Here is a 25,391-nt window from a genome sequence, read left to right as displayed (position 1 = left end):
CGACGCACCCTGTGACACCGCCGCACTTGTGTGAACCAGACGCATCCTATTGACCGGAGGCCGCTGGCAAACCTCCGTGCCAAACGCGGACGGTTCCGTATCTATATTGTTATCAAGCAGCTCATCGTAGCGGTGTACTGACGACCCGCCAGATTCTTACTCCCAATCAGGGGCCTTTCCATCGGGGCACTCCGTCGGGCTCGAAGTGCCGAACAGTGATCAGCATCGGTCTCAGCCGACGGCTACTCGATCACTGCTTGCAATTTCGACACCTCCCGGTTCCACCTCCCGCACACCACCGGTCACTTCGGCCCCGGTCGCCTCCTCCGCACCGGCCGTGGCCGACTCATCTCCCGCAGTGGCCCCGGCGGTCGCCCCGGCCATCGCCGCCTGCCTGGACCCGACCGCGGCGACGATCCACTCCGGCACCGCCTGCCCGGCCGACGCCTGGCCGGGCAGTGCCCCGGCGAGCGCGGCCGACCGTGGACCTGAGCGGGCGGCCGCGGGCCCGGCGGCGGACTCCTCCCGGCCCGAACGACCCAGCACCAGATCGGGTTTGGCCTGGACCGCCCAGCGGAACGCCGTCGTCCCCCGGCCGAGGTCGTGGCCGACCACCCGGGCGTCGATCTCCACCACGCAGCGCCGCTTCTCCTCCTCGCCCCACTCCCGGACCCGCAGCCGCCCGCTGACCACCACCGGGTCGCCCTTGCTGAGCGAACTCACCACGTTGGCCGCCAGCCAGCGCCAGGCGGTGACGGTCACCCAGCTCGTCTCGCCGTCCACCCAGTCGCCCTTCTCCCGGTCGTAGCGGCGCTCGGTGGCGGCCATCCGGAAGTTCGCCACCGGGACGCCGGCGGCGGTTTGCGAGTAGCTCACCACCGTGGCGACATTTCCGATCATGGTCACCATCGTCTCGTTCATCGGAACACTCTCCGTCCATCGGGAATCACCGGGTGAAATCACGCCGACGGGGAAGAGGATGCCGGGTCGGGGAAAACGATCCCGAGCGTTTCGAAATCCTGGGGAAAACTCGTACGTGTGGATAACCGGGATCACTCTCCGGAGTGAATCGGCTCCGATTTTCAGCTGACTCGGCGTCAGTTTTTCGGGGCCATGACAAGTGCTGGCCGGGCCTGCCGCGGGGCGACGCTCCCCGAAGGGGTGGCCGGTCGGCGCATCCGCGCACGTCATCCGACCGAAGGAAGCCAAAACCTCCCCCCACCCGCCCCTCCGGCCGGTCCATTCTCCGCACCGAATCCATAACAGGTGGGGAGACAGCCCCGTAACGACTGCACAACGTCCGGCGCCAGAAGCGGTCAGGGCGCTGCATGCCCGGCCGCCACCTGCGATTATCGGACCGCTCAACCGGTGCCGACACACCACGCACGGTGCTCGAAGACCCGGCTGAGTATCTGGGCACCCTTATCCTGTCCCGGACCCCGCAGGCCGACCGAAGCCCACCCGGGCCGATGTCGTCACGCCCCCATAGCTCAGCGGATAGAGCACCCGCCTTCTAAGCGGTAGGTCGCAGGTTCGAATCCTGCTGGGGGCACCAGCACCACCCCACCGGCCGCCGGACCCCGGGCATCGGCCCCGCTCCCCGGCATCGGCCCCGCAGCATCGGCCCCGCTCCCCGACCTCGGCCCGGCAGTGGACAAGCCCCGCCTCGGCCTCAGAGCCCGTCCAGGTACCGGTCCAGCAACTCGACCTGCCGCTCCGGCGGGAAGTCGGCCGGGGCGAGCAGCGCCTGCACCACCAGCCCCAGCACGAAGCTCTGGGCCCCCGCCGCCACCTCCTCGACGCCCGCCTCCCCCAGCAGCTCGCCCTGTTCCCTGGCCTGCCCGACCAGCTCGGTGATCCGCTCCCGGGCCCGGCGGTAGCGGGCGGCGTGGTCGGCCGCCAGCTCCGGGTCGGACAGCGCCGCGTCCCAGGAGCCGACCCAGATCCGGTTGCCGGCCACCCCTTCCGGGGTGAGCGGCAGGATGTCCAGCAGGACCGCGCGCAGCAGCGCCCGCCCGCCGTCGGCCGGCGAGGTGCGCTCGGCCGCCGGGCGCGGCCGCTCCGCCGTGTGCCGGTCGAGCAGGTCCAGCGCGTACGTCAGCAGCGCCCGCTTGTTCGGGAAGTAGTGGGTGAGCATCCCGGTGCTGGCGTTCAGTTCGGCCGCCACCGCGCGCAGCGTCAGGCCGCCGAAGCCCCGCTCGGCCAGCACCCGCCAGACCGCCGCGGAGACCTCGGACCGGCGGGCGTCATGGTCTCCACGGGCTGGCGTCATGGCGCTAGGGTACCTACCAAACGTTTGTTATGTACGTCCGACCATCCGCCCGGGGAGGGCCCCATGTACGCCGTACCGCTCACCGAGGACGCCGAGCTGCGCCCCCTCCAGCCGTGGCAGGCCGCCGAGTTCCTGACCCACATCGACCGGGCCCGGGCCAACGTCGACCCGTGGATCCCGTGGGCCACCTTCAGCACCGACCTGGAGTCCGCCCGGGCCACCCTGCAGCGCTACGCCGACCGGCAGGCCACCGACACCGGGCAGCTGTTCGGCATCTGGCTGGACGGGACGCTGGTGGGCGGCGTGATGTTCGTGGCCTTCGACACCAAGGCCGGCACCTGCGAGATCGGCGCCTGGTCCGAGCCGGCCGGTCAGGGCCGGGGGCTGATCACGGCCGCCGTCCGGCGGTTGCTGGACCACGCCTTCACGGTGCGCGGCCTGCACCGGGCCGAGTGGTGGAACAGCACGGTCAACACCCGGAGCCGGGCGGTCGCCCAGAAGCTCGGCATGCACCTGGACGGGACGCTGCGCGAGCACGTCGAGTTCCGGGGCGTCCGGCTGGACTACGAGATCTGGTCGATGCTCGCCCACGAGTGGCAGAAAACCAAGTGACAGCCGGGCCTTGCCGGTTGACGATGAGCGGCTGACGACCCGCCAGTTCCCTTGGAGCGCCCGATGGCCGAGCACCGCACCGTCCCCGCCCTGTTCCCGCCCCCTGGGTACGCGCACACCGTCCTGGTCGAGGCCGGTGAGCGGCTGGTCTTCCTGGCCGGTGGGGTGCCGCTGGACGCCGACGGCGACCTGGTCGGCCCGGGTGACCTCCCGGCCCAGACCCGGCAGGTGCTCGGCAACCTGGAGACCGCGCTGGCCTCGGTCGGCAGCGGGCTGGACCGGGTGGTGGCCAGCACCGTCTACGTGGTGGCCGACCGGCCCGAGCCGCTCTCCGAGGTCTGGGACCTGGTCAACGCCTCGGCGCTGAGCGCCGGTCCGCACAGCTCGACCCTGCTCGGCGTCACCACGCTCGGCTACACCGGCCAGTTGGTGGAGATCACAGTCACCGCCGTGGTCCCGGACCTGCCCGCTGTGGAAGGGTGACGGGACGCTCCAGGAGGAAGAGGCGACCGTGCCCCAGCAGTTCGAAACCGGCGTGACCGGCCTGCGGGCCTCGGTCGACGGCCCCGTCGCCACCCTGCTGCTGGACCGGCCGGAGCGCCGGAACGCCGTCACCGGGGCGATGTGGCGGGCCCTGCCCGGCCTGCTGGACCGGCTGGCGGCCGCGCCCGGGGTCCGGGTGCTGCTGCTGACCGGCGCCGGTGGCACCTTCAGCGCCGGGGCGGACATCGGCGAGCTGACCCGGATCTACGCCGACCCGGACCTGGCCGACGCCTACCACGCCGAGAACGTCGCGGCCGAGGAGGCGCTGGCCGCCTTCCCGCACCCGACCATCGCCGTGGTGCACGGCCACTGCGTGGGCGGTGGCTGCCAGTTGGCGGCCGCCTGCGACCTGCGGTTCGTCGCCGAGGACGCCCTGCTCGGCATCACCCCGGCCAAGCTCGGGGTGGTCTACCCGGCCGTGCCGACCGTCCGGCTGGCCCGGCTGGTCGGCCCGGCCCGGGCCAAGTACCTGTTGTTCTCCGGCGAGTTGGTGGACGCCCGGCGGGCCGAGCTGTTCGGTCTGGCCGACGAGGTGCTGCCGGCCGGCCGACTGGACGCCCGGGCCCGGGAGTTCGCCGAGCTGCTGGCGACCCGCTCGCCGCAGACCATCGGCGCCGCCAAGGCCGCGCTGGCCGCGGACGACCCGGCGGCGGCGCTGGCCCCGTGGGAGCGCAAGTCCCGCCACGCACCGGACGTCCGCGAGGGGTTGGCGGCGTTCCTGGAACGCCGCCGACCGAACTTCTAGCGGATCGGTATCCCCGAGATGGCCCGGGCGATCACCAGGCGCTGGATCTCGCTGGTGCCCTCGAAGATGGTGTAGATCGCGCTGTCCCGGTGCATCCGCTCCACCGGGTACTCCCGGGTGAAGCCGTTGCCGCCGAGGATCTGCATCGCCTGCGCCGTCACGAACTTGGCCGTCTCGCCCGCGTACAGCTTGGACATCGAGCCCTCGGCCGAGGTGAACGGCTGGTTGTTGGCCGCCATCCAGGAGGCCCGCCAGACCAGCAGCCGGGCCGCGTCGATCCGGGTCTTCATGTCGGCCAGCTGGAAGGCGACGCCCTGGTTGTCGATGATCGGGCGGCCGAACTGCACCCGGGTCCTCGCGTAGTCCAGGGCCACCTCGTACGCGGCCCGGGCGATGCCGATCGCCTGGGCGCCGACGGCGGGGCGGGACGCCTCGAAGGTGGCCATCGCGGCGTTCTTGCCGCCGGAGCGCTTGGTGCCCTCGCGGGCCCTGGCCAGCCGCTCGTCCAGCTTCTCCTTGCCGCCGAGCAGGCAGCTGCCGGGTATCCGGACCCCGTCCAGCACCACCTCGGCGGTGTGCGAGGCGCGGATGCCGTGCTTCTTGAACTTCTGACCCTGGCTCAGGCCGGGTGTACCGGGCGGCACCACGAAGGAGGCCTGCCCCCGGGCACCGAGCGCGGGGTCGACGGTGGCGACCACCACGTGCACGGCGGCGATCCCGCCGTTGGTCGCCCAGGTCTTGGTGCCGTTCAGCACCCACTCGTCCTTCGCCTCGTCGTAGACCGCGCGGGTGCGCAGCGCCGAGACGTCCGAGCCGGCGTCCGGCTCGGAGGAGCAGAAGGCGGCCACCTTGACGTCGTCCGGCGTGCCGAACATCTGCGGCGCCCAGGTGCCGATCTGCTCGTCGGTGCCGTTGGCCAGCACCGCGACGGCGGCCAGCGTGGTGCCGACGATGGCCAGGCCGAGGCCCGCGTCGCCCCAGAACAGCTCCTCCATCGCGATCGGGATGCCGACGCCGGAGGGGTCGAAGTACTGCTGGGCGTAGAAGTCCAGCGAGTAGACACCGATCTTGGCGGCCTCCTGGATGACCGGCCAGGGGGTCTCCTCGCGCTCGTCCCACTCGGCGGCGGCCGGGCGCATCACATCGGCGGCGAAACCGTGCAGCCAGTCCCGGACGGCGAGCTGGTCCGGGCCTGGGTCGAGGGAGAAGGTGCTCATACGGGTTGCCTCCGGGACGGGAGTGCGGACCGGAAAGGCCCACGCCATCGGGGTGTTACCCCGGGTAACATGCCGCGAGTCTGCTACTGATTGGTAATCCGTGTCAACGGCCGAGCGAGGAGCGTCACCGTGTCCACAGAGCCCCGCCGCGAGCAGCCGCCGACCGCCGCCGAGCCCCGCCGCGAGCAACTGCTGAACGCGGCCGACCGGGTCGTCCAGCGCGATGGCCCCGGCGCGAGCATGAACGCGATCGCCGCCGAGGCGGGCATCACCAAGCCGATCCTGTACCGGCACTTCGGCGACCGGACCGGCCTGATCCGGGCCCTGACCGAGCGTCACACCAGCGGCCTGCTGGCCGCCGTCCGGGCCGCGCTGAACGAGCCGCTGGAGCGCCGCGACCGGGTCGAGCACGTGCTGGACGTCTACCTCGCGGGCATCGAGTCCCGCCCGCAGGTCTACCGGCTGCTGACCCATCCGGAGTCCGGCGACCCGACCGGGGCGGGCCAGGCGCTGGCGCCGGCCCTGCGGCAGATCGCCGAGGAGATCACCCGGGCGGTCCGGGAGCAGGTCGACCTCGGCCCGGACGCACCGCTGCTGGCCGAGACCTGGGGCCGGTCGATCACCGGCATGGTGCTGGCGGCCGGGGACTGGTGGCTGGACCAGCGGCCCTGCCCGCGGGCCCGGATGGTGCAGGCACTGGCCGATCTGCTCTGGGGCCGGCTGGCGGCGGCCGCCCCGCTGCCCGGGGCGCTCGGGTAGCGCCCGAGCGGGCGCAGAACATGAGTAGTACTCACCTCTTGTGCCCGCCCCCGGGGTGCGGCAGGATCGGCGCACCCCACCCCCATGCCCCGCCGCGAGGTGCCCCGTGCGTGTCCGCCGTACCGCCGCCGCCCTGTCCCTGGCCACCGCCGCCGTCCTGGCCGGCGCCGCGCTGCCGGTCGAGGCCGCCGCCCACCAGGACGCGGACCGCCAGGGCGACCGCCACCCGCGGGCCGACTTCCCGACCGGGACGGTGACCACCGCCGACGGCCGGACCCATCTGACCGACCAGTCCGGGCGGGTGCTCCAGCTGCGCGGCTTCAATGTCGACAAGTACGCCGAGGCGACCGAGGCCGACCTGCGCTCCGCCGCCGAGCACGGCTTCACCCTGGTCCGGGTGGCGATCTCCTGGAACCGGCTGGAGCCGACCCGGGGGCAGCTGGACCGGACCGAGCTGGCCCGGCTGCACCGGGTGCTCAACTGGGCCGAGAAATACGGCCTGCTGGCCCTGGTCGACTTCCACCAGGACGTCTACGGACCGAAGTTCGGCGGCGGCGACCGGGGCATCCCGCTCTGGGCCACCCGGGACGACGGCCTGCCGTTCGAGGAGGACCCGGACGACTGGTTCGCCGGCTACTTCCAGCCCGCCGTGCAGGCCGCCTTCACCCACCTCTACGACGACCCCGACCTGCGCCGCTGGCAGGCCGACTTCTACACCCGAGTGGCCCGCGAACTCCGGGACCACCGATCGCTGTTGGGCTACGACCTGTTCAACGAGCCGTCCGGCCCGATCCCCGGTGACCCGACCGACCCGGCCGTGCTGGTGGCCGCCTCGGCCGAGCTGGAGCAGGGCCGGCTGGCCGGGATGTACCGCCGGCTGATCACGGCCGTCCGGCAGGTCGACAGCCGGTCCTGGCTGTTCGTCGAACCGACCGTGCTGGTCGGCCAGGGCGTGCCGACGCAGCTGCCGTCCTTCGGCGACCCGCGCTCGGGCGCCGACCGGCTGGGCTACGCCCCGCACTTCTACGACACCGCGGTCGAGGCGGGCCGGGACTGGGACCCGTCCGGCGGCTTCGTGGAGAACTACCTCGCCGCGATCACCGGCTACCCCACGGCCCACCACCTGCCGGTGCTGGTCGGCGAGTGGGGGCCGCCCGACTCCCGGCGGCCGGGCAACGCCGAGCTGGTGAAGCGTCAGGTCGCGGCGATGAACGGCTTCGCCTCGGGCTGGGCGATGTGGTACTGGTGCAAGGGCGCGGGCGGCTACTGCGCGCTCGGCCCGGACGGCCGCCCGGCCCCCGGCAACGAGCCGGTCTTCGGCCCGTACGCCCGGGCCCTGGCGGGCACCCCCGGCACCGAGAGCCACCGGGACGGCACGTACACCCTGACCTTCGTCACCGGCGGCCGCACCGCCGGGGGCAGCGGCGGCTGGACCGAGATCAGCCTGCCGGGCACCGCCTACCCGCACGGCGCCCGGGTCACCGTGACCGGCGCCCGGGCCTCGGTGCTGGACCTCGACCAGCCCCGGGGCGACCGGGCCGGGGTGGCCCGGGTCCTGCTGCCGCTGGCCCGCCCCGGCACCACCGTGACGGTACGGATCAGCGCCCGCTGAACCCGGGCCCGGTCGGGCCGGGCCCGGTCAGCCGGCCAGGCCGCGCCGGGTCAGCAGCGGGGCGATCTCCGGGTCCCGGCCGACCACGGCGCGGAAGCAGTCCAGCGCGTCCACGCTGCCGCCCCGGGAGAGCAGTTCGGCCCGGAAGACCTCCCCGCTCTCCCGGACGCTGCGGCCGTTCGTCCCGAACCAGCGCACCGTGTCGGCATCCAGCACCTCGGACCAGATGTACGCGTAGTACCCGGCGCTGTAGTCGTTGGAGAACACGTGGCTGAAGTAGGTGGTCCGGTAGCGCGGCGGCACCAGCGGGTCGCCCAGCCCGGCCTTGGCCAGCGCGGCCACCTCGAACTCCCGGGCGTCCTCGATCTGTTCACCGGCGGGCACGGTGTGCCAGGCCCAGTCCAGCAGCGCGGCGGCCAGGTACTCCACGGTCCGGAAGCCCTGCCCGAACCGCTCGGCCGCAGCCATCCGCTCGACCAGCTCGGCGGGCAGCGGCTCGCCGGTCAGGTGGTGCTTGGCGTAGTTGGCCAGCACCTCGGGCCTGGTCATCCACATCTCGTTCACCTGGGACGGGAACTCGACGAAGTCCCGCGGCACCTCAGTGCCCGAGAACAGCGGGTAGCGCACCGCCGAGAAGAGCCCGTGCAGGGCGTGCCCGAACTCGTGGAACAGCGTCCGCACCTCGTCCCAGGTCAGCAGCGCGGGCTCACCGGCCGCCGGGTGGGCGATGTTGAGGTTGTTCACCACCACCGGCCGCTGCCCCAACAGCTCGGACTGCTGGACGAGTTCGTTCATCCAGGCCCCGCCGCCCTTCGACTCCCGGGCGTGGAAGTCGCCGAGGAACAGGCCCAGCGAGGAACCGTCCGCCTCGAACACCTCGAAGACCCGGGCGTCGGGGTGGTACCCCGTCAGGTCGGCCCGCTCGGTGAAGGTCAGCCCGTAGGCCAGCCCGGCGGCGAAGAACACCCCGTCGTGCAGCACCCGCTCCAGCTCGAAGTACGGGCGCAGCTCGGCCGCGTCCAGGCTGTACTCGGCCTGCCGGACCCGCTCGGAGTAGTACAGCCAGTCGTGCGCCGCGAAGTCGGTGACCCCGTCGGCCCGTTCGGCGAACTCCGCCAGCTTCCGGCCCTCCTCCTGCGCGTTCGCGACCGCCGGCGGGATCAGCCGGGCGAACAGCTCCTCCACCGCCCCGACCGTCCCGGCCGTCTCGTCGGCCACCACGTACGCCGCGTGGCTCGGGTACCCGAGCAACTCGGCCCGCTCGGCCCGCAGACCGGCCAGCTCGATCGCCAGCGGACCGTTGCTCTCCACCGCCCGGTCCACCGAGGCGGCCAACAGCCGGGCCCGCAGCTCCCGGTCGGTGAGCTCGGCCAGTTCGGACTGGTTGGTGAAGTTCTTCAGGCTCAGCACGTACGAGCCGTCCCGACCGAGCGCCCGGCCGTTCACCGCGGCCGCCGCCACCGCGTCGGCCGACAGGCCGGCCAGCTCCTCGGCACGCTCCACCGCCACGGCCCGGGCCCGGGTGTCGGTGAACACGTTCTGCCGGAACGCCGCCTGGGCCGAGGCCAGCCGGCCGTTGATCTCCCGCAGCCGCAGCTGCCCCTCGGCCGGCAGCCGGACCCCGGCCCGGACGAAACGGGTGTGGTGCCGCTCCAGCAGCCGCAGGCTCTCGGCGTCCAGGCCGAGTTCGGCCCGCACCCGGTGCAGCGCCTCGAACCGGGCGAACAGCGCCGGGTCGAGGAGGATGGTGTCCTGGTGCGCGGCCAGCCGGGGGCTCAGCTCGGCGTCCAGCGCCTGCAGTCCCGGGGTGGTGTCGGAACTGTTCCGGTTGTCGAAGACCAGGCGCACCCGGCGCAGCAGCGCACCGGAACGCTCCAGCGCCACCACCGTGTTGTCGAAGGTCGGCGGCTCCGGGTCGGAGGTGATGGCCGCGATCTCGGCGAGCTGGTCGGCCATGCCGCGGTCGAAGGCGGGCAGGTAGTGCTCTTCCCGGATGGCGGCGAAGGGCGGGAGCTCGAACACCAGGGTGCTGGGCTCGAAGAAAGGGTTGTCGCTCATGACCCCGACCCTAGGCACTCGGGCACACACTCCGGAAGACAGGGGGCGCTCCGGGCATCGGCCATCAGAGCCCCGAGCCCCTGGACCGTAGCTGCCCGAGCACCTGCAAACAGTGCAGCCCCGTGCCTGCGCGGATGTGTCGGTGGGGGCCGGTACGGTCGGGGCGAACCTGTGTCCGCTGTGTGAGGAGGCCCCGTGGCGCCACGGATTGCCGTTGTGCCCGCTCCGCACGGGGCGGGTGGGCGGTTGCAGCCGCTCGGCGAGGACGGGGTGCCGCTCGGGCCGCCGGAGCAGGTGGCCGATCTGGCCGCCGCCGTGGCGCAGCGGGAGGCGGCCGGGCAGCCCCGCTGGATCTGGGCGGCGGCCGACAGCGCGTACGCCCCGCTGCTCCCGCTCCGGGTGAGCCGGTGTCACGACCTGCGGCTGGTGGAGGCGTTGCTGCTCGGGTACGAGGGGGCCTGGGGCGAGCCCCGGTCGCTCGGCGCCGCGTGGGCGCGGCTGCGCGGGCTGCCGGTCCCGGCCGACCTGCCGGAGACCGCCGGCGGCGAGGACCAGGACAGCCTGTTCGCGCCGGACCGGCTGCAACTGCCTCCCGGCACCGACCAGCTGACGGCGGTGGTGGCGGTGCACGCCGAGCAGCTGCGCCGGATCGCGCTGGTCGAGCAGCCCGGCCTGTTCCGGCTGCTGGTGGCCGCCGAGTCGGCCGGGGCGCTGCTGGCCACCGAGATCACGTACGACGGCCTGCCGTGGCGGTCGGACCGGCACGACCGGCTGCTGACCGACCTGCTCGGTCCTCGCCCGCAGGTGCCCGGCACCCAGCCCAAGCTGCTGGCCGAGCTGTCCGTCGAGTTGCAGCAGGCGCTCGGTGCCCGCCCGTTCAACCCGGACTCGCACGCCCAGGTGCTGAAGGCGTTCGCCGACCAGGGCATCCGGCTGGGCTCGACCCGGGTGTGGGAGCTGCGCGAGATCGACCACCCGGCGGCCCGGCTGATGATCCGTTACAAGGAGCTGTCCCGGATCCACGCCGCGCACGGCTGGGCGTGGCAGGACGCCTGGGCCCGCGGCGGCCGGTTCCGGCCGGAGTACGTGGTCGGCGGGGTGGTGTCCGGCCGGTGGGCCAGCCGGGGCGGCGGGGCGCTGCAGATCCCGCGGATCCTGCGCGGCGCGGTGGTGGCCGACCCGGGCTGGGCCCTGGTGGTGGCGGACGCGGCCCAGCTGGAGCCCCGGGTGCTGGCCGCGCTCTCCGGCGACACCGGTCTGGCCCGGTCGGCGGCCGAGGGCGACCTGTACGCGGCGCTGGCCGCCCAGGCGTTCCAGGGCGACCGGGAGAAGGCCAAGCTCGGCCTGCTCGGCGCGATGTACGGCCAGACCAGCGGGGACATCGGCCCGCTGCTGGCCACGCTGCGCCGCAGGTACCCGACCGCGATGGGCTACGTCGAGGCGGCGGCCCGCACCGGCGAGGAGGGCGGCATCGTCCGCTCCCGGCTGGGCCGCACCTGCCCACCGCCGTCCGCCGACTGGCTGGACCTGACGGAGGCTCCGGAGACCGCCGGGGAGGCGGGCGGGCGTTCGGCCCGGGCGCGCGGCCGGTTCACCCGCAACTTCGTGATCCAGGCCAGCGGAGCGGACTGGGCGCTCGCCCTGCTGGCCTCGCTGCGCCGCCGGCTGACGCCCCTGGGCACCGGGGCGGACCGGCCGCACCTGGTCTTCTTCCAGCACGACGAGGTGATGGTGCACACCCCGGTCAACCTGGCCGACCAGGTGGTCGAGGCGGTCACCGAGGCCGGCGAGGAGGCCCGGCGGCTGGTGTTCGGCGACACCCCGGTGCGCTTCCCGCTCAGCACCGCCGTGGTGGACTCCTACGCGGACGCCAAGTGAGCTGACACCGGCTCAGAACTTCCGGTAGCCCCTGGCGTCCTCGGCCGCCGCCACCACCTCGGCCAGCGCGGCCCCGGTCGAGGCGGTGACCAGGGCGGCCACCGCGCCCTCCACGAACGGCGCGTCCACCAGCCTGGCCCGCTCCGCCGGGTGGTCCTCCAGGGCGGCCAGCGTGGTCAGCACCGAGCTGCCCAGATCCGCCAGCACCACCACCCCGGCCCCGGAGTCGGCCGCCGCGACGGCCGCCACGATCAGGTCGTAGCTGGTGCCGAGCGCGCCGTCCTCGGTGCCCGCCGCGAGCAGCACCCGGACGTTCCCGGAGTCGAGTTCGGCCAGCAGGTGCCGGAGCCCGGCCGCCAGGCCGGGACTGTGCGAGACCAGAACGATGCCCACGTACGCGCCCATGCCCCGACCATACCCAGGGCCATCCGCCGTCCACCCCCGACCAGTTCGGTCCTGGCGTGTCGTACCGGAGGCCGGGCGGCCCCCGTTGACGTAACGTCGGCCGCAGCACCCGTCGCCACCGCGAGGAGAGCCGGTCGTGAAGAAGCTGATCAACGCCCCCGAGACGGTGGTGGCCGACGCGCTGGCCGGATTCGCGGCGGCCCACCCCGAGTTGACCGTGGACCAGGAGAACCGGGTGATCACCCGGTCCGGCCGGCCGGCCGTCCCGAAGGTCGCGCTGGTCTCCGGCGGCGGCTCCGGGCACGAACCGCTGCACGGCGGCTTCGTCGGCCCCGGCATGCTCGACGCGGCCTGCCCGGGCGAGGTGTTCACCTCCCCCGTACCGGACCAGCTGCTGGCCGCCGCGCAGGCGGTGCACAGCGGCGCGGGCGTGGTCTTCGTGGTGAAGAACTACACCGGTGACGTGCTGAACTTCGAACTCGCCGCCGAGCTGGCCGCCGACGAGGGCATCGAAGTCCGCACCGTGCTGGTGAACGACGACGTCGCGGTGGAGGACTCCACCTGGACGGCCGGCCGCCGGGGCACCGGCGCCACCGTGCTGGTCGAGAAGACCGCCGGTGCGCTGGCCGAGCGCGGCGCCGGCCTCGACGAGGTGGCCGCCCTCGGCGACCGGGTCAACGCCGCCTCCCGCTCCTTCGCCATCGCGCTCACCGCCGCCACCGTCCCGGCCGCCGGGAAGCCGGGCTTCGACCTCCCGGCGGACGAGATCGAGGTCGGCGTCGGCATCCACGGCGAACCGGGCCGCCGCCGCGAGCCGCTGCGCCCGGCCGCCGAACTGGCCGCCGAGGTGGTCGACACCATCCTGGCCGACCACCACCTCACCGCCGGGGACGAGGTGATCGCCCTGCTGACCGGGCTCGGCGGCACCCCGCTGATCGAGCTGTACGTGGTCTACGGCGCGGTGGCCGAACGGCTGGCCGGGCGCGGCATCCGGATCGCCCGCAACCTGGTCGGCAACTACGTCACCAGCCTCGACATGGCCGGCTTCGCACTGACCCTCACCAAGGCCGACCCGGAACTGCTCGAGCTCTGGGACGCCCCGGTGGCCACCCCCGCCCTGCGCTGGTCCTGAGCGGAGGCCCGGATGGACACCACCCTCGCCCTGGACTGGCTGCGGGCCGTCGCGGCCGCCGTCGAGCGGCGGCAGCAGGAACTGACCGACCTGGACGCGGCGATCGGCGACGGCGACCACGGCGCGAACCTGCACCGGGGCTTCAGCGCCGTACTGCCCGCGATCGAGGGCCTGGACTCGGCCGGCGCGGTGCTGACCAAGGCGGGCAGCACGCTGATCTCCAAGGTCGGCGGCGCCTCCGGGCCGCTGTACGGGAAGGCATTCCGGGCGATGGGCGCGGCACTGACCGAGGGCGGCGACTTCGGCTCGGCACTGGCCGCCGGGCTGGCCGCGGTCGAGCGGCTGGGCGGCGCCGCCCCGGGCGACAAGACCATCGTGGACGCCTGGACCCCGGCACTGGCCGCCTTCGGGCTGACCGGCTCGTACGCCGACGCGGCGGCCGCCGCCGAACGGGGCGCGCTGGACACCGTCCCGCTCCGGGCCCGCAAAGGCCGGGCGTCGTACCTGGGCCCGCGCAGCGTCGGCCACCAGGACCCCGGGGCCACCTCGGCCGCGCTGATCCTGCGCGCGCTGGCCGACGTGGCCTAGGGACCCTGGGCCGGGGGCCGTTCGAGGTCGGTCCGGCTGATCAGGAGCAGCAGGGCGTCGTCCCCCAGCTCGCCGCCGGTGTGCTCCAGCAGGTCGGCGTACAGCCGCCCGACCGCCACCTCCAGCTCGGCCGCCGACCGGGCGGCCTCCCGGACCAGCGGGCCGACCCGCTCGGCCAGCGGGTAGAACTCGCCGCTGCGGTGGTGCCTGGCCTCGATCACGCCGTCGGTGCAGAGCACCAGCACGTCCTCCGGACCGAAGGCGGTCTCCATGCTCTGCGGCTCACCGGCCGCCAGCCGGCCGAGACCGAGCGGCACCCAGGGGTCGCTGGCCTCCAGCACCTGCACCGTCCCGTCCCTGGCCACCATGATCGGCGGGACGTGCCCGAAGTGCAGCAGCTCCACCGTGCCGGGGCGGGTCACCTCGGCGAACAGCGCGGTGGTGAACTCACCGTCCGGCACGTGCCGCTCCACGCTGGCCTCGACCCGGGCCGCCACCGTGAGCAGCCCGCTCTCGTCGTACGCCGCCTCCCGGAAGGCACCGAGCACCACGGCGGCGGTCTGCACCGCACCGAGCCCCTTGCCCCGGACGTCGCCGACCAGGACCCGGGTGCCGTGCGGGGTCTCCAGCACCGAGTACAGGTCGCCGCCGATCCGGGCGGCGTCGGCCGCCGAGGCGTACCGGACGGCCAGCCGGAGCGGCCCGACCGCCGGGCCGGGTGGTCGGAGCAGGGCGCGCTGGGCGGCCTCCGCCACCGAGGAGACGGCGGCGAAGGCCGCGGCTCTGCGCATCCTGATCCGGGCCACCCAGGCGCTGAACACCGACAGGATCAGGTAGCTGACCACCGCGCCGAACAGGAACTGACCGTTGTTCAGATCGGCCACCTGGTCGTAGTGCCCCAGCCCGATCAGGGCGCCGAAACCGACCGTGCAGACCACCAGCAGTTCCGCCGGCCGCAGGGTCAGCGCCGCCATCGACGGGACCACCACCATCAGCGGGGCCAGGTAGCTCTCCCGCCCGGTCACCAGGTCCGCGAACACCACCACCAGCAGGGCCAGCAGGGCCGGGGTGGCCCGCCGGCGCCAGGACAGGTCCTGCAGGTCGGCGGCGAGCAGCGCGCGCTCCCGCCGGGCGGGCGAGAGCCCCGCGGCCTTGGGGGCCGTGGGCGACTGGGCTCGGGTGAACCGGGACACATACCGAACATAGCGGAGTAATCGGTCTTCGCATCCGCGCGTCCGCCAGGCGAATGCCACCCGAATTGCGCCTTTTGTCATACCGTACGGGGAACGTGACGCCCACTCATCGAGGGAAGGCCCCCGCCGATGTCCGGATACGGCAGCCACACCCCGCCATCTCCCCCTCCGCCCGGTCCCCAGCGGTCCGCACCCGCCGCCGCGCCACCGGCCCAGCAGTCCCGCCACTGGCTCCGGCTGTTCCTGATCGGCCTGGCCCTCTGGGTGGCGACCGTGGTCGTCACCTTCTTCACCGACAGCAGCAACCTGGTGCCGACCATCGTGCTGCTCGGCAGCTTCCTGGTCCCGGGCACCTTCGTGGTCTGGGCGTACGAGCGCTACGCCGTCGACGTGGGCACCGAGCGGATCGCCGCCTGCTTCGGCATCGGCGGCATCATCGGCGTGCTCGGCGCCTCGGTGCTGGAGACCTACCTGATCTCCCCCTCGGTCTGGATGTACGTGGGCGTCGGCCTGATCGAGGAGGCGGTCAAGCTGGCCGCCCTGATCATGGTGGCCCGCCGCATCCCGGTGGCCGGCCTCCGGCACGGCCTGGTGCTCGGCGCCACCGTCGGCGCGGGCTTCGCGGCGTTCGAGAGCGCCGGCTACGCCTTCAACGCGGTGCTGAGCATCCACGGCCTCTCGCTCAAGGACCTGGTGGAGACCGAGATCCTGCGCGGCGTCCTGGCCCCGGTCGGCCACATCCTGTGGACCGCGATCATGGGCGGGGTGCTGTTCCGCGAGCGGCGCGGCACGCACTTCCGGTTCAACGCGCCGGTGATCCTCACCTACCTGGGTGTCTCGCTGCTGCATGCGCTCTGGGACAGCACCGGCGGCATCGCCGTCTGGCTGGTGGCCCGGACCACCGCGAGCGACTTCCAGCGGGCCGTCTTCGAGCTCGGCTACATGCCGAGCCCGACCAGCCAGCAGGTCCACCTCTACACGCTGTACGACACCCTCGGGCTGATCGTGGTCTCGCTCGGCGGCCTGGTCTGGCTCCGGTCGCTGATCGGCCGGAGCCGGGCGGCCGCTCCGGCCGGCTGACCGGACGGTCCGACGAGAGCGGGTGGTTCCCGGGATTCCGTGGAACCACCCGCTCTCGCGTTTCCGGTCACCCCGACGTGACACGCCCCGGCCCGCCGAGCCGGACTCTGGGTCGTCGGACCGTTACTCTCTGCTGGCGATCGTGACGATCGCCACCTCACCCGCTGGCGCACGGAATACCCCAGGGGGGTATGGTGTTGTCAGAGTCAGCCCCTGCCCAGGGGCAACGAAGCCCCGGAGGCCCCGATGTCGAGCACCGTCACCTACTCCGTCAGCGGTATGAGCTGCGGCCACTGCGAGAAGTCGGTCAGTGCCGAGGTGGCCGGCCTGCCCGGCGTGACCGAGGTGGCCGCGGACGCCAAGGCCGGGACCGTGACCGTCTCCTCGCAGACCCCGCTGAACGACGAGCAGCTCCGCGCCGCCGTCGACGAGGCCGGCTACGAGCTGGTCGGCCGCTCGGCCTGAGCACTCCGTACGGGGCCGCCCAGGCGTGCCCGGCCCCGTACGCCCCCGCACCGCCCGCTCGTACCGAGGAGCAGAGAAGAGCCATGAGCACCACCACCCCAGGCATAGAGCCCGGCGCCCTCCGCGACCGGGTGGAACTCGCCATCGGCGGCATGACCTGCGCCTCCTGCGCGGCGCGGATCGAGAAGAAGCTCAACCGGATGGACGGCGTCGAGGCCACCGTCAACTACGCCACCGAGAAGGCGCAGGTCGACTTCGCGCCCGAGGTCAGCGTGGCCGACCTGATCGCCACCGTGGAGCGCACCGGCTACACCGCCGAGCTGCCCGCCCCACCCGCGACCGCCGAGACCTCGGCCGAGCCGCCGGCCCAGCCCGATCCGCTGCGCGAGCGGCTGCTGATCAGCGCCGCGCTCTCGGCGCCCGTGGTGCTGCTCTCGATGATCCCGGCGCTGCAGTTCGACAACTGGCAGTGGCTCGCCTTCGCGCTCACCGGCCCGGTCGTGGTCTACGGCGGCCTGCCCTTCCACCGCGCCGCCTGGACCAACCTCAGGCACGGCGCGGCCACCATGGACACCCTGGTCTCGCTCGGCACCCTGGCCGCCTTCGGCTGGTCCGTCTGGGCCCTGTTCCTCGGGCACGCCGGGATGACCGGCATGCGGCACGCCTTCACCCTCGGAGTCGGCGGCGGTGACGCCTCGTCAACCCTGTACCTGGAGACCGCCGCCGTCGTCACCACCCTGATCCTGCTCGGCCGCTGGCTGGAGGCGCGCTCCAAGCGCCGCGCGGGCGCCGCCCTGCACGCCCTGCTCGACCTCGGGGCCAAGGACGTCGCCGTCCTCCAGGGCGCCCGCGAGGTACGGCTGCCGGTCGGCGCGCTCACGGTCGGCATGCGGTTCGTGGTCCGGCCCGGGGAGAAGATCGCCACCGACGGCACCGTGGTCGAGGGCAGCTCCGCCGTGGACGCCTCGATGCTCACCGGCGAGGCCGTCCCGGTCGAGGTGACCGTCGGCGACACCGTCACCGGGGCCACCGTCAACGCCGGCGGCCGCCTGGTGGTCGAGGCCACCCGGGTCGGCGCCGACACCCGGCTGGCCCGGATGGCCAAGCTGGTCGAGGAGGCGCAGAACGGCAAGGCCGCCGCCCAGCGGCTGGCCGACCGGATCTCCGCCGTCTTCGTCCCCGCGGTCATCCTGATCGCGCTCGGCACCCTGGTCAGCTGGCTGCTGGTCAGTGACAGCCCGACCCAGGCGTTCACCGCCGCCGTCGCGGTGCTGATCATCGCCTGCCCCTGCGCCCTCGGCCTGGCCACCCCGACCGCCCTGATGGTCGGCACCGGACGCGGAGCCCAGCTCGGCATCCTGATCAAGGGCCCCGAGGTGCTGGAGACCACCCGCAGGGTGGACACCGTCGTGCTCGACAAGACCGGCACCGTCACCACCGGTCGGATGTCCCTGACCGCCGTACACACCGCCGACGGGGTCACCGAGAACGAGGTGCTCCGGCTGGCCGGCGCCCTGGAGCACGCATCCGAGCACCCGATCGCGGCCGCCGTCGCCGCAGCCGCCACCGAACGGCTCGGCGAGCTCCCGCCGGTCGAGAACTTCGAGAACGTCCCCGGCCGGGGCGTCCAGGGCGTGGTCGACGGCCACGCGGTGATCGCCGGACGCGAGCTGCTGCTCGCCGACTGGGCCCAGCACCTGCCGCCCGCCCTGGCCCGGGCGAAGGCCGCGGCCGAGGCCGCCGGCGCCACCGCCGTCTCGGTCGGCTGGGACGGCGCCGCCCGGGCCGTCCTGGTGGTCGCCGACACCGTCAAGCCCAGCTCGGCCCTGGCCGTCGCCGAACTCCGGGCGCTCGGTCTGCGGCCGGTGCTGCTCACCGGTGACAACCGCAGCGCCGCCGAGGCGGTCGCCGCCGAGGTCGGCATCGACGCCGCGGACGTGATCGCCGAGGTGCTCCCCGAGGACAAGGTGGCCACCGTCCGGCGGCTGCAGGCCGAGGGCCGCTCGGTCGCCATGGTCGGTGACGGGGTCAACGACGCCGCCGCCCTGGCCCAGGCCGACCTCGGCCTCGCCATGGGGACCGGCACCGACGCCGCGATCGAGGCGAGCGACCTGACGCTGGTCCGCGGCGACCTACGGGCCGCCGCCGACGCGATCCGGCTCTCCCGCCGCACCCTCGCCACCATCAAGGGCAACCTGTTCTGGGCCTTCGCCTACAACGTCGCCGCGATCCCGCTCGCCGCAGCCGGCCTGCTCAACCCGGTGGTCGCGGGGGCCACGATGGCCTTCTCCTCGGTCTTCGTGGTCACCAACAGCCTCCGCCTGCGCCGCTTCAACGCTGCCGCGTGAGCGGCTCGGGGCTCTGCTGTTGTGCGGCTCCGCCGCGCGGGCGACGCCAACTTTTCGCAGGTGCTTCGGGGCTACGGTCCAGGGGCTCGGGGAACTGCGACGCCGACCCTTGCAAGGTGATCGTTGCGTAGGTGGTCAGGCACTTTCGCAGTGACCCGAACGTCAGATCTCCTCGCAGTTCCCCGAGCCCCTGGACCGTAGATGCCCGAGCACCCTGCCAAAGGTGCAGCCCCGAGCCCCTGGACCGTAGATGCCCGAGCACCCTGCCAAAGGTGCAGCCCCGATCCCCTGGACCGTAGATGCCCGAGCACCCTGCCAAAGGTGCAGCCCCGATCCCCTGGACCGTAGATGCCCGAGCACCCTGCCACCAGCTACCGCCCGAGCAGTTCGCCGCCGTTGCAGTGCAGGATCTCGCCGGTGATGAAACCGGCCTCGGCGGAGGCCAGGAAGTAGACCGCCGCCGCCACCTCGCCCGACTCGCCGATCCGGCCGAGCAGGGTGCGGGCCGCCCGCCGGGAGACCTCGGCCTCGTCCAGCCGGGGCCCGAAGAACTCGGTGCCCGAGACGGTGCCCGGGGCCACGATGTTGGCGGTGATGCCGGAGGCGCCGAGCTGGGCGGCCAGGAAGTGGTTCCAGGCGTGCAGCGAGGCCTTGGCGGCCCCGTACGAGCCCGCTCCGCGCAGGGCGGCGATCGAGCTGACCGTCACCACCCGGCCGGTGCCCTGGGCGAGCCGGTCCCGGATCGACTCGGTGAGCAGCACCACGGTGAGCACGTTGCGCTCGAAGTCCCCGCGCCAGCGGGCCAGCACGGCGTGCGGTCCGGCCCCGATCACGGTCTCCCGGCTGCCGGCGTTGTTGACCAGTACGTCGATCTCGGCGGGCAGCGAGCTCAGGGCGTCCTCGACCGCGTCGGGGTCGGCGAGGTCGCAGACCAGTGGGGTGACGTTCGGCCCGAGGTCGGCGGCGGCTCTCTCCAGGACCGCCCGCCGACGGCCGACGATCACCACCCGCTCCCCCGCCTCGGCGAAGCGGCGTGCCACCTCGTACCCGATGCCGGTGCCGCCACCGGTGACTACGACGTTCCTGGCCATCTGCGCACTCCCTCCCTGGCTTGCCGCCGCGACTGAGGGTGCGCGGGCGGTCCGTACCGGAATGGGACGATTCCTATCACGCTGGGTTGCGGCGGCTGCGGGGAGGGTGACGTCGCCCGGCTGGGATCGTGTGGTATGACGCTGACACCACTCGTGCACGGAGCGTGGAGAGAGCCAACTCACACCCCCCGAACGTAACTTTGCGCCCCCGAATACGTCTTACCTTTGTAGTACGACGGTCCATGACCGCCGTGGACGGGGCTCCGGCGGGCCCCGGTACGACTGCCGAGTCCGCTCGGCCGTCTCGCGCACGACGCCGGGGAGCGACACCGCCGGGAGCGCTTTGAGCGGCCGCTCCCGGCAACCAGGGCCGCCCCCGGGCGTCGTGCGCCGCACCCTTGCGCAGGACGCAGCAGGGCCCGACCACCAGTGGTGGTCGGGCCCTGCTGCGTACGGGGTGGGTCAGCGCGCGTCGAGCTCGACGTAGTCGCGGATCTCCACGCCGGTGTAGATCTGGCGCGGACGGCCGATGCGGCTGCCCGGGTCGTTGATCATCTCGTGCCAATGGGCGATCCAGCCCGGCAGCCGGCCGAGCGCGAACAGCACGGTGAACATGCTGGTCGGGAAGCCCATGGCGCGGTAGATCAGACCGGTGTAGAAGTCCACGTTCGGGTAGAGCTTGCGCGAGACGAAGAAGTCGTCCTTGAGCGCGTGCTCCTCCAGCTTGAGCGCGATCTCCAGCAGCTCGTCGGACTTGCCGAGCTGGCCGAGCACCTCGTGCGCGAGGATCTTGACCTGCGCGGCGCGCGGGTCGAACGCCTTGTAGACGCGGTGACCGAAGCCCATGAGCTTCACGCCGTCCTCGCGGTTCTTCACCTTGCGGATGAAGGTGTCGACGTCACCGCCGGACTTCTGGATCTCCTCCAGCATCTCCAGCACGGCCTGGTTGGCGCCGCCGTGCAGCGGGCCCCAGAGCGCCGAGATACCGGCCGAGATGGAGGCGAACTGGTTGGCGTGGCTGGAGCCCACCAGGCGGACCGTGGAGGTCGAGCAGTTCTGCTCGTGGTCCGCGTGCAGGATCAGCAGCTTGTCCAGCGCGTTCACGATGACCGGGTTGATCTCGTAGTCCTCGGCGGGGACGGCGAAGGTCATCCGGAGGAAGTTCTCGACGTAGCTCAGGTCGTTGCGCGGGTAGACGAACGGCTGGCCGACCGACTTCTTGTACGCGTACGCGGCGATGGTCGGGAGCTTGGCGAGCAGCCGGACGGTCGACAGGTGGCGCTGGCCGGCGTCGAACGGGTTGTGGCTGTCCTGGTAGAACGTCGAGAGCGCGCCGACCACCGAGGAGAGCATCGCCATCGGGTGGGCGTCCCGCGGAAAGCCCTGGTAGAAGCGCTTGACGTCCTCGTGCAGCAGGGTGTGCTGAGTGATCTCGTTGCTGAACACCGCCAGCTGATCGGCGTTCGGAAGCTCGCCGTTGATCAGCAGGTACGCGGTCTCGATGAAGCTGGCCTTCTCGGCCAGCTGCTCGATCGGGTAGCCGCGGTAGCGCAGGATGCCGTTGTCACCGTCCACGAAAGTGATCGCGGACTTGTAGGCGGCGGTGTTGCCGAAGCCGTTGTCCAGGGTGACCAGGCCGGTCTGCGGGAGCAGCTTCGAGATGTCGAAGCCGGCGTTGCCCGCAGTGCTCTCGACGACGGGGTACTCGTACTCGCCGTCCTGGTACCGCAGTACTACCGAGTTGTCGCTCACGTCTTCCTCACCGACGAAATGAATCCTCTTCCAAGGTGCCCTGACTGTCTCTACGATCCCCCATCCGCAGGACCGCCGTGCACCCGGGGTGGGCCGAGAAGGCCCCTGCCCTACAAAAGCTCTCGCCGCAGCCCGTATGAACCGGACAAGATCGGCACAGACCAGGTTCCGCCGTAAATCTCTTCACGTCAAGACAACCCCTGGGTACGGCAGCCCCTTGGATGATCATCCAATTGCGAGTCGGTGGTCGAGTGCGGAGTGCCTGCGACCAGCACTGACGGCTCGAACCGCCTGGGCGATCGCTCTCCGTGAGCCGACCAGCACCACCAGTTTCTTCGCTCTGGTCACGGCGGTGTAGAGGAGGTTCCGCTGCAGCATCGTCCAGGCCGAAGTGGTGACCGGAATCACTACCGCCGGATACTCGCTGCCCTGCGAACGGTGGATCGTCACGGCGTAGGCGTGGGCCAGCTCGTCCAGCTCGTCGAAGTCGTACGGGACCTCCTCGTCCTCGTCCGTCCGGACGGTGAGCCGCTGCTCGTCGACGTTGAGATCGGTCACCACGCCGACCGTGCCGTTGAAGACCCCGTTCTGCCCCTTCTCGTAGTTGTTGCGGATCTGGGTGACCTTGTCGCCCACCCGGAACGTCCGGCCGCCGAAGCGGCGCTCCGGCAGGCCCTCCCTGGCCGGCGTCACCGCCGCCTGGAGCAACGTGTTCAGCGCGCCCGCACCGGCCGGGCCCCGGTGCATCGGGGCCAGCACCTGGACATCGCGACGGGCGTCCAGGCCGAACCGCTGCGGGATCCGCCGGGCCACCACGTCCACCGTCAGACCGGCGGCCGCCTCCGCGTCCTCCTCCGCGAACAGGAAGAAGTCCGGCAGGCCGTCGGTGATCGGCGGCAGGCCCTCGTTGATCCGGTGCGCGTTGGTCACCACCCCCGACTGCTGGGCCTGCCGGAAGATCCTGGTCAGCCGCACCGACGGGACCGGGCTGCCGGCCGACAGCATGTCCCTCAGCACCTCGCCCGCGCCGACCGAGGGCAACTGGTCGACGTCCCCCACGAAGAGCAGGTGGGCACCCGGTGCGACCGCCTTCACCAGCTTGTTCGCCAGGATCAGGTCGAGCATCGACGCTTCGTCCACCACCACCAGGTCGGCGTCCAGCGGCCGGTCCCGGTCGTAGGCCGCCTCTCCGCCCGGCCGCAGCTCCAACAACCGGTGCACGGTGGACGCCTCAGCCCCCGTCAGCTCCGCCAGCCGCTTGGCGGCCCGCCCCGTCGGTGCCGCCAGCACCACCTTGGCCCGCTTCGCCAGCGCCAGCGTGACGATCGACTTCACCGTGAACGACTTGCCGCAGCCCGGGCCGCCGGTCAGCACCGCGACCTTCTCGGTCAGCGCCAGCTTCACCGACTCCCGCTGCTCCGGGGCGAGTTCGGCTCCCGTCCGGGTCGCCAGCCAGCCGAGCGCGGCCTCCCAGTCCACCCCCGCGAAGCCGGGCATCCGGTCGACGTCGGCGGTCAGCAGCCGCAGCAGCTGATTCGACAGCGAGACCTCGGCCCGGTGGAACGGCACCAGGTACACCGCCGTGATCGGCAGCCCGCCCTCACCCGGCACCTGCTCGCGCACCACGCCCTCAGCCGCCACCAGCTCGGCCAGGCAGTCGATCACCAGACCCACGTCGACCTGGAGCAGCTTCACCCCGTCGGCGATCAGCCGCTCCTCGGGCAGGAAGCAGTGCCCCTGGTCGCTGCTCTGCGAAAGCGCGTACTGCAGGCCCGCCTTGACCCGCTCCGGGCTGTCGTGCGGGATGCCGACGGCCTGGGCGATCCGGTCCGCCGTCAGGAAGCCGATGCCCCACACGTCGGAGGCCAGCCGGTACGGCTCGTTCTTCACCACGCCGATCGAGGCGTCGCCGTACTTCTTGAAGATCCGCACCGCCAGCGAGGTGGAGACGCCGACCGTCTGCAGGAAGACCATCACCTCCTTGATGGACTTCTGCTCCTCCCAGGCCGCCGCGATCATCTTGGTCCGCTTCGGCCCGAGACCGGGGACCTCGATCAGGCGCTTCGGCTCGTTCTCGATCACCTCCAGGGTCTCCACCCCGAACGCCTCGACGATCCGCTCCGCGAAGCGCGGGCCGATGCCCTTGATCAGCCCCGAGCCCAGGTAGCGCTGGATGCCCTGCACGGTGGCCGGCAGCACCGTCGTGTAGTTCTCCACCATGAACTGCCGCCCGTACTGCGGGTGCGAGCCCCACCGCCCGAACAGCCGCAGCGACTCCCCCGGCTGCGCGCCCAGCAGTGCCCCGACGACCGTCAGCAGGTCGTTCGCCCCCCGCCCGGTGTCGACCCGGGCCACCGTGTAACCGGTCTCCTCGTTGGCGTACGTGACCCGCTCCAACACGCCCTCCACCTGGGCAAGCTGACGCTGCGGCGGCTGTGTGCTCTGCGGACTCACAGGGCGCCCCCTCGGGTCGGTGACGGTGCGCTACGCACCGTACCCTCCCGCACCGACAGTGCGGGTACGGTCGTGCCTTATCGTCCTGATCATGAACGATCTGACGATCCGACCGGCCGAGGCCACCGACCTCCCCGCCGTCGTGGCCATGCTCGCCGACGACCCGCTCGGCGCCACCCGCGAGTCCCCCGACGACCTGACCCCCTACCAGGAGGCCTACGCCCGGATCGCCGCCGACCCGCACCAGCACCTGGTGGTCGCCGAGTCGGCCGGCCGCACCGTCGGCACCCTCCAGCTGACCGTGATCCCCGGCCTCTCCCGCCGCGGCGCCACCCGCACCCTGATCGAGGCCGTCCGGATCGACGCCTCCGCCCGGGGCACCGGCCTGGGCACCGTGCTCATCGAGTGGGCCGTCGAGCAGTCCAGGAGCCTCGGCGCCGAACTCATCCAACTCACCTCGGACGCCACCCGCACGGACGCGCACCGCTTCTACGAACGCCTCGGCTTCACCGGCTCCCACGTCGGCTTCAAGCTGGACCTGCGGTGAGCCCCCGCCCCGCCGCCGTCGGCACCGACACCGAGCGGGAGGCCCTGGTCGGTTTCCTCGACAAGCAACGCGCCTCCCTGCTCCGCAAACTCGACGGCCTCAGCGACGAGGACGCCCGGCGGGTACCCACCGCGAGCACACTCTCCCTGCTCGGTCTGCTGAAGCACTCCGGCATCTGGGAGCGCCGCTGGTTCCAGATCATCCTGGCCGGCCACCAGCACCCCGACGAGTGGCCGGCCGTGGACGAGGAGGAAGGTGCGGACTTCGCCCTCGGCGACGACGACACCGTCGCGGCATGGCGTTCCTTCTACGAGACCCAGGTCGCCCTCAACCGGGACATCGTCGCCGGGATGTCCCTGGAGACCCCGTGCGCCTGGCCGAGGATGGCGGGTCGCAACCTGCGCTGGGTCATGCTCCACATGATCGAGGAGACCGCCCGGCATGCCGGCCATGCGGACATCATCCGCGAGACGCTGGACGGGGAAACCGGTATCTGAAATGCAGAAAGCCCCTACCCGATCCCGGGTAGGGGCTTTCTGACTAAAGATTGTTCGGCGGCGTCCTACTCTCCCACAGGGTCCCCCCTGCAGTACCATCGGCGCTATGAGGCTTAGCTTCCGGGTTCGGAATGTAACCGGGC

Annotated in this window: 22 protein-coding genes, 1 tRNA gene and 1 rRNA gene; 14 read left to right on the top strand and 10 right to left on the bottom strand. The window is 72.5% G+C overall.

Annotated features, from left to right (window positions below; genetic code table 11):
• Positions 1-231 precede the first annotated feature (231 nt).
• Positions 232-921 (bottom strand): single-stranded DNA-binding protein, encoded by a 690-nt coding sequence (locus ACIRPK_RS10615; RefSeq protein ID WP_403035899.1) that lies wholly within the window; start codon positions 919-921, stop codon positions 232-234.
• Positions 922-1,479: 558 nt separating this feature from the next.
• Between ACIRPK_RS10615 and ACIRPK_RS10610 the strand changes: the two genes are divergently transcribed.
• A tRNA-Arg gene (locus ACIRPK_RS10610) sits at positions 1,480-1,555 on the top strand.
• 117 nt (positions 1,556-1,672) lie between these two features.
• Here the strand turns inward: ACIRPK_RS10610 and ACIRPK_RS10605 are convergent.
• Positions 1,673-2,272: a TetR/AcrR family transcriptional regulator gene (locus tag ACIRPK_RS10605; protein WP_403035896.1), complete on the bottom strand. Its 600-nt coding sequence runs from the start codon at positions 2,270-2,272 to the stop codon at positions 1,673-1,675.
• 63 nt (positions 2,273-2,335) lie between these two features.
• Between ACIRPK_RS10605 and ACIRPK_RS10600 the strand changes: the two genes are divergently transcribed.
• The 3 genes from ACIRPK_RS10600 to ACIRPK_RS10590 all read left to right on the top strand — a co-directional run bounded on the left by ACIRPK_RS10600 (position 2,336) and on the right by ACIRPK_RS10590 (position 4,172).
• Positions 2,336-2,884, top strand: a complete 549-nt coding sequence (locus tag ACIRPK_RS10600; RefSeq protein ID WP_403035893.1) for a GNAT family N-acetyltransferase — start codon at positions 2,336-2,338, stop codon at positions 2,882-2,884.
• A gap of 63 nt (positions 2,885-2,947) precedes the next feature.
• The gene (locus ACIRPK_RS10595) at positions 2,948-3,367 is read left to right on the top strand and encodes a RidA family protein (RefSeq protein WP_403035890.1); all 420 of its coding nucleotides are present in this window, start codon (positions 2,948-2,950) and stop codon (positions 3,365-3,367) included.
• Positions 3,368-3,395: 28 nt separating this feature from the next.
• Positions 3,396-4,172, top strand: coding sequence for an enoyl-CoA hydratase/isomerase family protein (locus ACIRPK_RS10590; protein ID WP_403035887.1), 777 nt, complete (start codon positions 3,396-3,398; stop codon positions 4,170-4,172).
• On the opposite strand, the gene ACIRPK_RS10585 is transcribed toward ACIRPK_RS10590, so the two are convergent.
• On the bottom strand, positions 4,169-5,389 hold the full coding sequence (locus tag ACIRPK_RS10585) for an acyl-CoA dehydrogenase family protein (protein WP_403035884.1): 1,221 nt from the start codon (positions 5,387-5,389) through the stop codon (positions 4,169-4,171). The genes ACIRPK_RS10590 and ACIRPK_RS10585 overlap by 4 nt on opposite strands.
• Before the next feature lie 129 nt (positions 5,390-5,518).
• Between ACIRPK_RS10585 and ACIRPK_RS10580 the strand changes: the two genes are divergently transcribed.
• Both ACIRPK_RS10580 and ACIRPK_RS10575 read left to right on the top strand, forming a co-directional pair.
• Positions 5,519-6,148, top strand: coding sequence for a TetR family transcriptional regulator (locus ACIRPK_RS10580; RefSeq protein ID WP_403035881.1), 630 nt, complete (start codon positions 5,519-5,521; stop codon positions 6,146-6,148).
• Between the two features lie 106 nt (positions 6,149-6,254).
• Positions 6,255-7,760, top strand: coding sequence for a cellulase family glycosylhydrolase (locus ACIRPK_RS10575; RefSeq protein WP_403035879.1), 1,506 nt, complete (start codon positions 6,255-6,257; stop codon positions 7,758-7,760).
• Positions 7,761-7,787: 27 nt separating this feature from the next.
• Here ACIRPK_RS10575 and ACIRPK_RS10570 read toward each other — a convergent pair whose 3' ends face one another.
• On the bottom strand, positions 7,788-9,818 hold the full coding sequence (locus ACIRPK_RS10570; protein ID WP_403035877.1) for a M3 family metallopeptidase: 2,031 nt from the start codon (positions 9,816-9,818) through the stop codon (positions 7,788-7,790).
• Positions 9,819-10,013: 195 nt separating this feature from the next.
• Here ACIRPK_RS10570 and ACIRPK_RS10565 point away from each other — a divergent pair, with 195 nt between their 5' ends.
• Positions 10,014-11,696, top strand: a complete 1,683-nt coding sequence (locus ACIRPK_RS10565; protein WP_403035876.1) for a bifunctional 3'-5' exonuclease/DNA polymerase — start codon at positions 10,014-10,016, stop codon at positions 11,694-11,696.
• A gap of 12 nt (positions 11,697-11,708) precedes the next feature.
• Here the strand turns inward: ACIRPK_RS10565 and dhaM are convergent, their stop codons facing one another.
• Complete coding sequence (gene dhaM, locus ACIRPK_RS10560) at positions 11,709-12,101, bottom strand: dihydroxyacetone kinase phosphoryl donor subunit DhaM (RefSeq protein WP_403035874.1); 393 nt, start codon at positions 12,099-12,101, stop codon at positions 11,709-11,711.
• 136 nt (positions 12,102-12,237) lie between these two features.
• Here dhaM and dhaK point away from each other — a divergent pair, with 136 nt between their 5' ends.
• Both dhaK and dhaL read left to right on the top strand, forming a co-directional pair.
• Positions 12,238-13,233 carry a dihydroxyacetone kinase subunit DhaK gene (dhaK, locus tag ACIRPK_RS10555; protein ID WP_403035871.1) on the top strand — a complete coding sequence of 332 codons (996 nt, stop codon included), beginning with the start codon at positions 12,238-12,240 and terminating at the stop codon, positions 13,231-13,233.
• Positions 13,234-13,245: 12 nt separating this feature from the next.
• Positions 13,246-13,821 carry a dihydroxyacetone kinase subunit DhaL gene (gene dhaL / locus ACIRPK_RS10550; protein ID WP_403035868.1) on the top strand — a complete coding sequence of 192 codons (576 nt, stop codon included), beginning with the start codon at positions 13,246-13,248 and terminating at the stop codon, positions 13,819-13,821.
• Here dhaL and ACIRPK_RS10545 read toward each other — a convergent pair.
• Positions 13,818-15,014: a PP2C family protein-serine/threonine phosphatase gene (locus tag ACIRPK_RS10545; protein WP_403035866.1), complete on the bottom strand. Its 1,197-nt coding sequence runs from the start codon at positions 15,012-15,014 to the stop codon at positions 13,818-13,820. The genes dhaL and ACIRPK_RS10545 overlap by 4 nt on opposite strands.
• Before the next feature lie 129 nt (positions 15,015-15,143).
• Between ACIRPK_RS10545 and ACIRPK_RS10540 the strand changes: the two genes are divergently transcribed.
• The 3 genes from ACIRPK_RS10540 to ACIRPK_RS10530 all read left to right on the top strand — a co-directional run bounded on the left by ACIRPK_RS10540 (position 15,144) and on the right by ACIRPK_RS10530 (position 18,907).
• Positions 15,144-16,094: a PrsW family intramembrane metalloprotease gene (locus tag ACIRPK_RS10540; RefSeq protein WP_403035863.1), complete on the top strand. Its 951-nt coding sequence runs from the start codon at positions 15,144-15,146 to the stop codon at positions 16,092-16,094.
• Between the two features lie 246 nt (positions 16,095-16,340).
• On the top strand, positions 16,341-16,559 hold the full coding sequence (locus ACIRPK_RS10535) for a heavy-metal-associated domain-containing protein (RefSeq protein ID WP_403035861.1): 219 nt from the start codon (positions 16,341-16,343) through the stop codon (positions 16,557-16,559).
• Between the two features lie 83 nt (positions 16,560-16,642).
• A complete protein-coding gene (locus tag ACIRPK_RS10530) occupies positions 16,643-18,907 on the top strand; it encodes a heavy metal translocating P-type ATPase (RefSeq protein ID WP_403035858.1) in 2,265 nt (754 codons plus the stop codon).
• A 371-nt stretch (positions 18,908-19,278) separates the two neighbouring features.
• Here ACIRPK_RS10530 and ACIRPK_RS10525 read toward each other — a convergent pair whose 3' ends face one another.
• The 3 genes from ACIRPK_RS10525 to ACIRPK_RS10515 form a co-directional block, all read right to left on the bottom strand.
• Entirely contained in the window at positions 19,279-19,998 is a 720-nt protein-coding gene (locus ACIRPK_RS10525) for an SDR family NAD(P)-dependent oxidoreductase (protein ID WP_403035856.1), read from the bottom strand.
• A 462-nt stretch (positions 19,999-20,460) separates the two neighbouring features.
• Positions 20,461-21,750, bottom strand: coding sequence for a citrate synthase (locus tag ACIRPK_RS10520; protein ID WP_350669777.1), 1,290 nt, complete (start codon positions 21,748-21,750; stop codon positions 20,461-20,463).
• A 225-nt stretch (positions 21,751-21,975) separates the two neighbouring features.
• Entirely contained in the window at positions 21,976-24,204 is a 2,229-nt protein-coding gene (locus ACIRPK_RS10515; protein ID WP_403035853.1) for an ATP-dependent RecD-like DNA helicase, read from the bottom strand.
• A gap of 91 nt (positions 24,205-24,295) precedes the next feature.
• Here ACIRPK_RS10515 and ACIRPK_RS10510 point away from each other — a divergent pair, with 91 nt between their 5' ends.
• The gene (locus ACIRPK_RS10510) at positions 24,296-24,751 is read left to right on the top strand and encodes a GNAT family N-acetyltransferase (protein ID WP_403035850.1); all 456 of its coding nucleotides are present in this window, start codon (positions 24,296-24,298) and stop codon (positions 24,749-24,751) included.
• A complete protein-coding gene (locus tag ACIRPK_RS10505; RefSeq protein ID WP_403035847.1) occupies positions 24,748-25,248 on the top strand; it encodes a DinB family protein in 501 nt (166 codons plus the stop codon). Before ACIRPK_RS10510 ends, ACIRPK_RS10505 begins: the two co-directional genes overlap by 4 nt.
• Before the next feature lie 52 nt (positions 25,249-25,300).
• Here ACIRPK_RS10505 and rrf read toward each other — a convergent pair.
• Positions 25,301-25,391 (bottom strand): 5S ribosomal RNA (gene rrf, locus ACIRPK_RS10500); the annotation flags it as partial.

The organism is Kitasatospora sp. NPDC101801 (assembly GCF_044766665.1).
Lineage (GTDB): Bacteria > Actinomycetota > Actinomycetes > Streptomycetales > Streptomycetaceae > Kitasatospora.
This window is presented reverse-complemented; position numbering and strand designations above follow the sequence as displayed.

Bases quoted from the DNA above. Each gene is read 5' to 3' on its own strand.
- ACIRPK_RS10615 (WP_403035899.1), bottom strand. From the start codon at position 921: ATGAACGAGACGATGGTGACCATGATCGGAAATGTCGCCACGGTGGTG.
- ACIRPK_RS10605 (WP_403035896.1), bottom strand. From the start codon at position 2,272: ATGACGCCAGCCCGTGGAGACCATGACGCCCGCCGGTCCGAGGTCTCC.
- ACIRPK_RS10600 (WP_403035893.1), top strand. From the start codon at position 2,336: ATGTACGCCGTACCGCTCACCGAGGACGCCGAGCTGCGCCCCCTCCAG.
- ACIRPK_RS10595 (WP_403035890.1), top strand. From the start codon at position 2,948: ATGGCCGAGCACCGCACCGTCCCCGCCCTGTTCCCGCCCCCTGGGTAC.
- ACIRPK_RS10585 (WP_403035884.1), bottom strand. From the start codon at position 5,389: ATGAGCACCTTCTCCCTCGACCCAGGCCCGGACCAGCTCGCCGTCCGG.
- ACIRPK_RS10570 (WP_403035877.1), bottom strand. From the start codon at position 9,818: ATGAGCGACAACCCTTTCTTCGAGCCCAGCACCCTGGTGTTCGAGCTC.
- dhaM (WP_403035874.1), bottom strand. From the start codon at position 12,101: ATGGGCGCGTACGTGGGCATCGTTCTGGTCTCGCACAGTCCCGGCCTG.
- dhaL (WP_403035868.1), top strand. From the start codon at position 13,246: ATGGACACCACCCTCGCCCTGGACTGGCTGCGGGCCGTCGCGGCCGCC.
- ACIRPK_RS10540 (WP_403035863.1), top strand. From the start codon at position 15,144: ATGTCCGGATACGGCAGCCACACCCCGCCATCTCCCCCTCCGCCCGGT.
- ACIRPK_RS10535 (WP_403035861.1), top strand. From the start codon at position 16,341: ATGTCGAGCACCGTCACCTACTCCGTCAGCGGTATGAGCTGCGGCCAC.
- ACIRPK_RS10530 (WP_403035858.1), top strand. From the start codon at position 16,643: ATGAGCACCACCACCCCAGGCATAGAGCCCGGCGCCCTCCGCGACCGG.
- ACIRPK_RS10525 (WP_403035856.1), bottom strand. From the start codon at position 19,998: ATGGCCAGGAACGTCGTAGTCACCGGTGGCGGCACCGGCATCGGGTAC.
- ACIRPK_RS10510 (WP_403035850.1), top strand. From the start codon at position 24,296: ATGAACGATCTGACGATCCGACCGGCCGAGGCCACCGACCTCCCCGCC.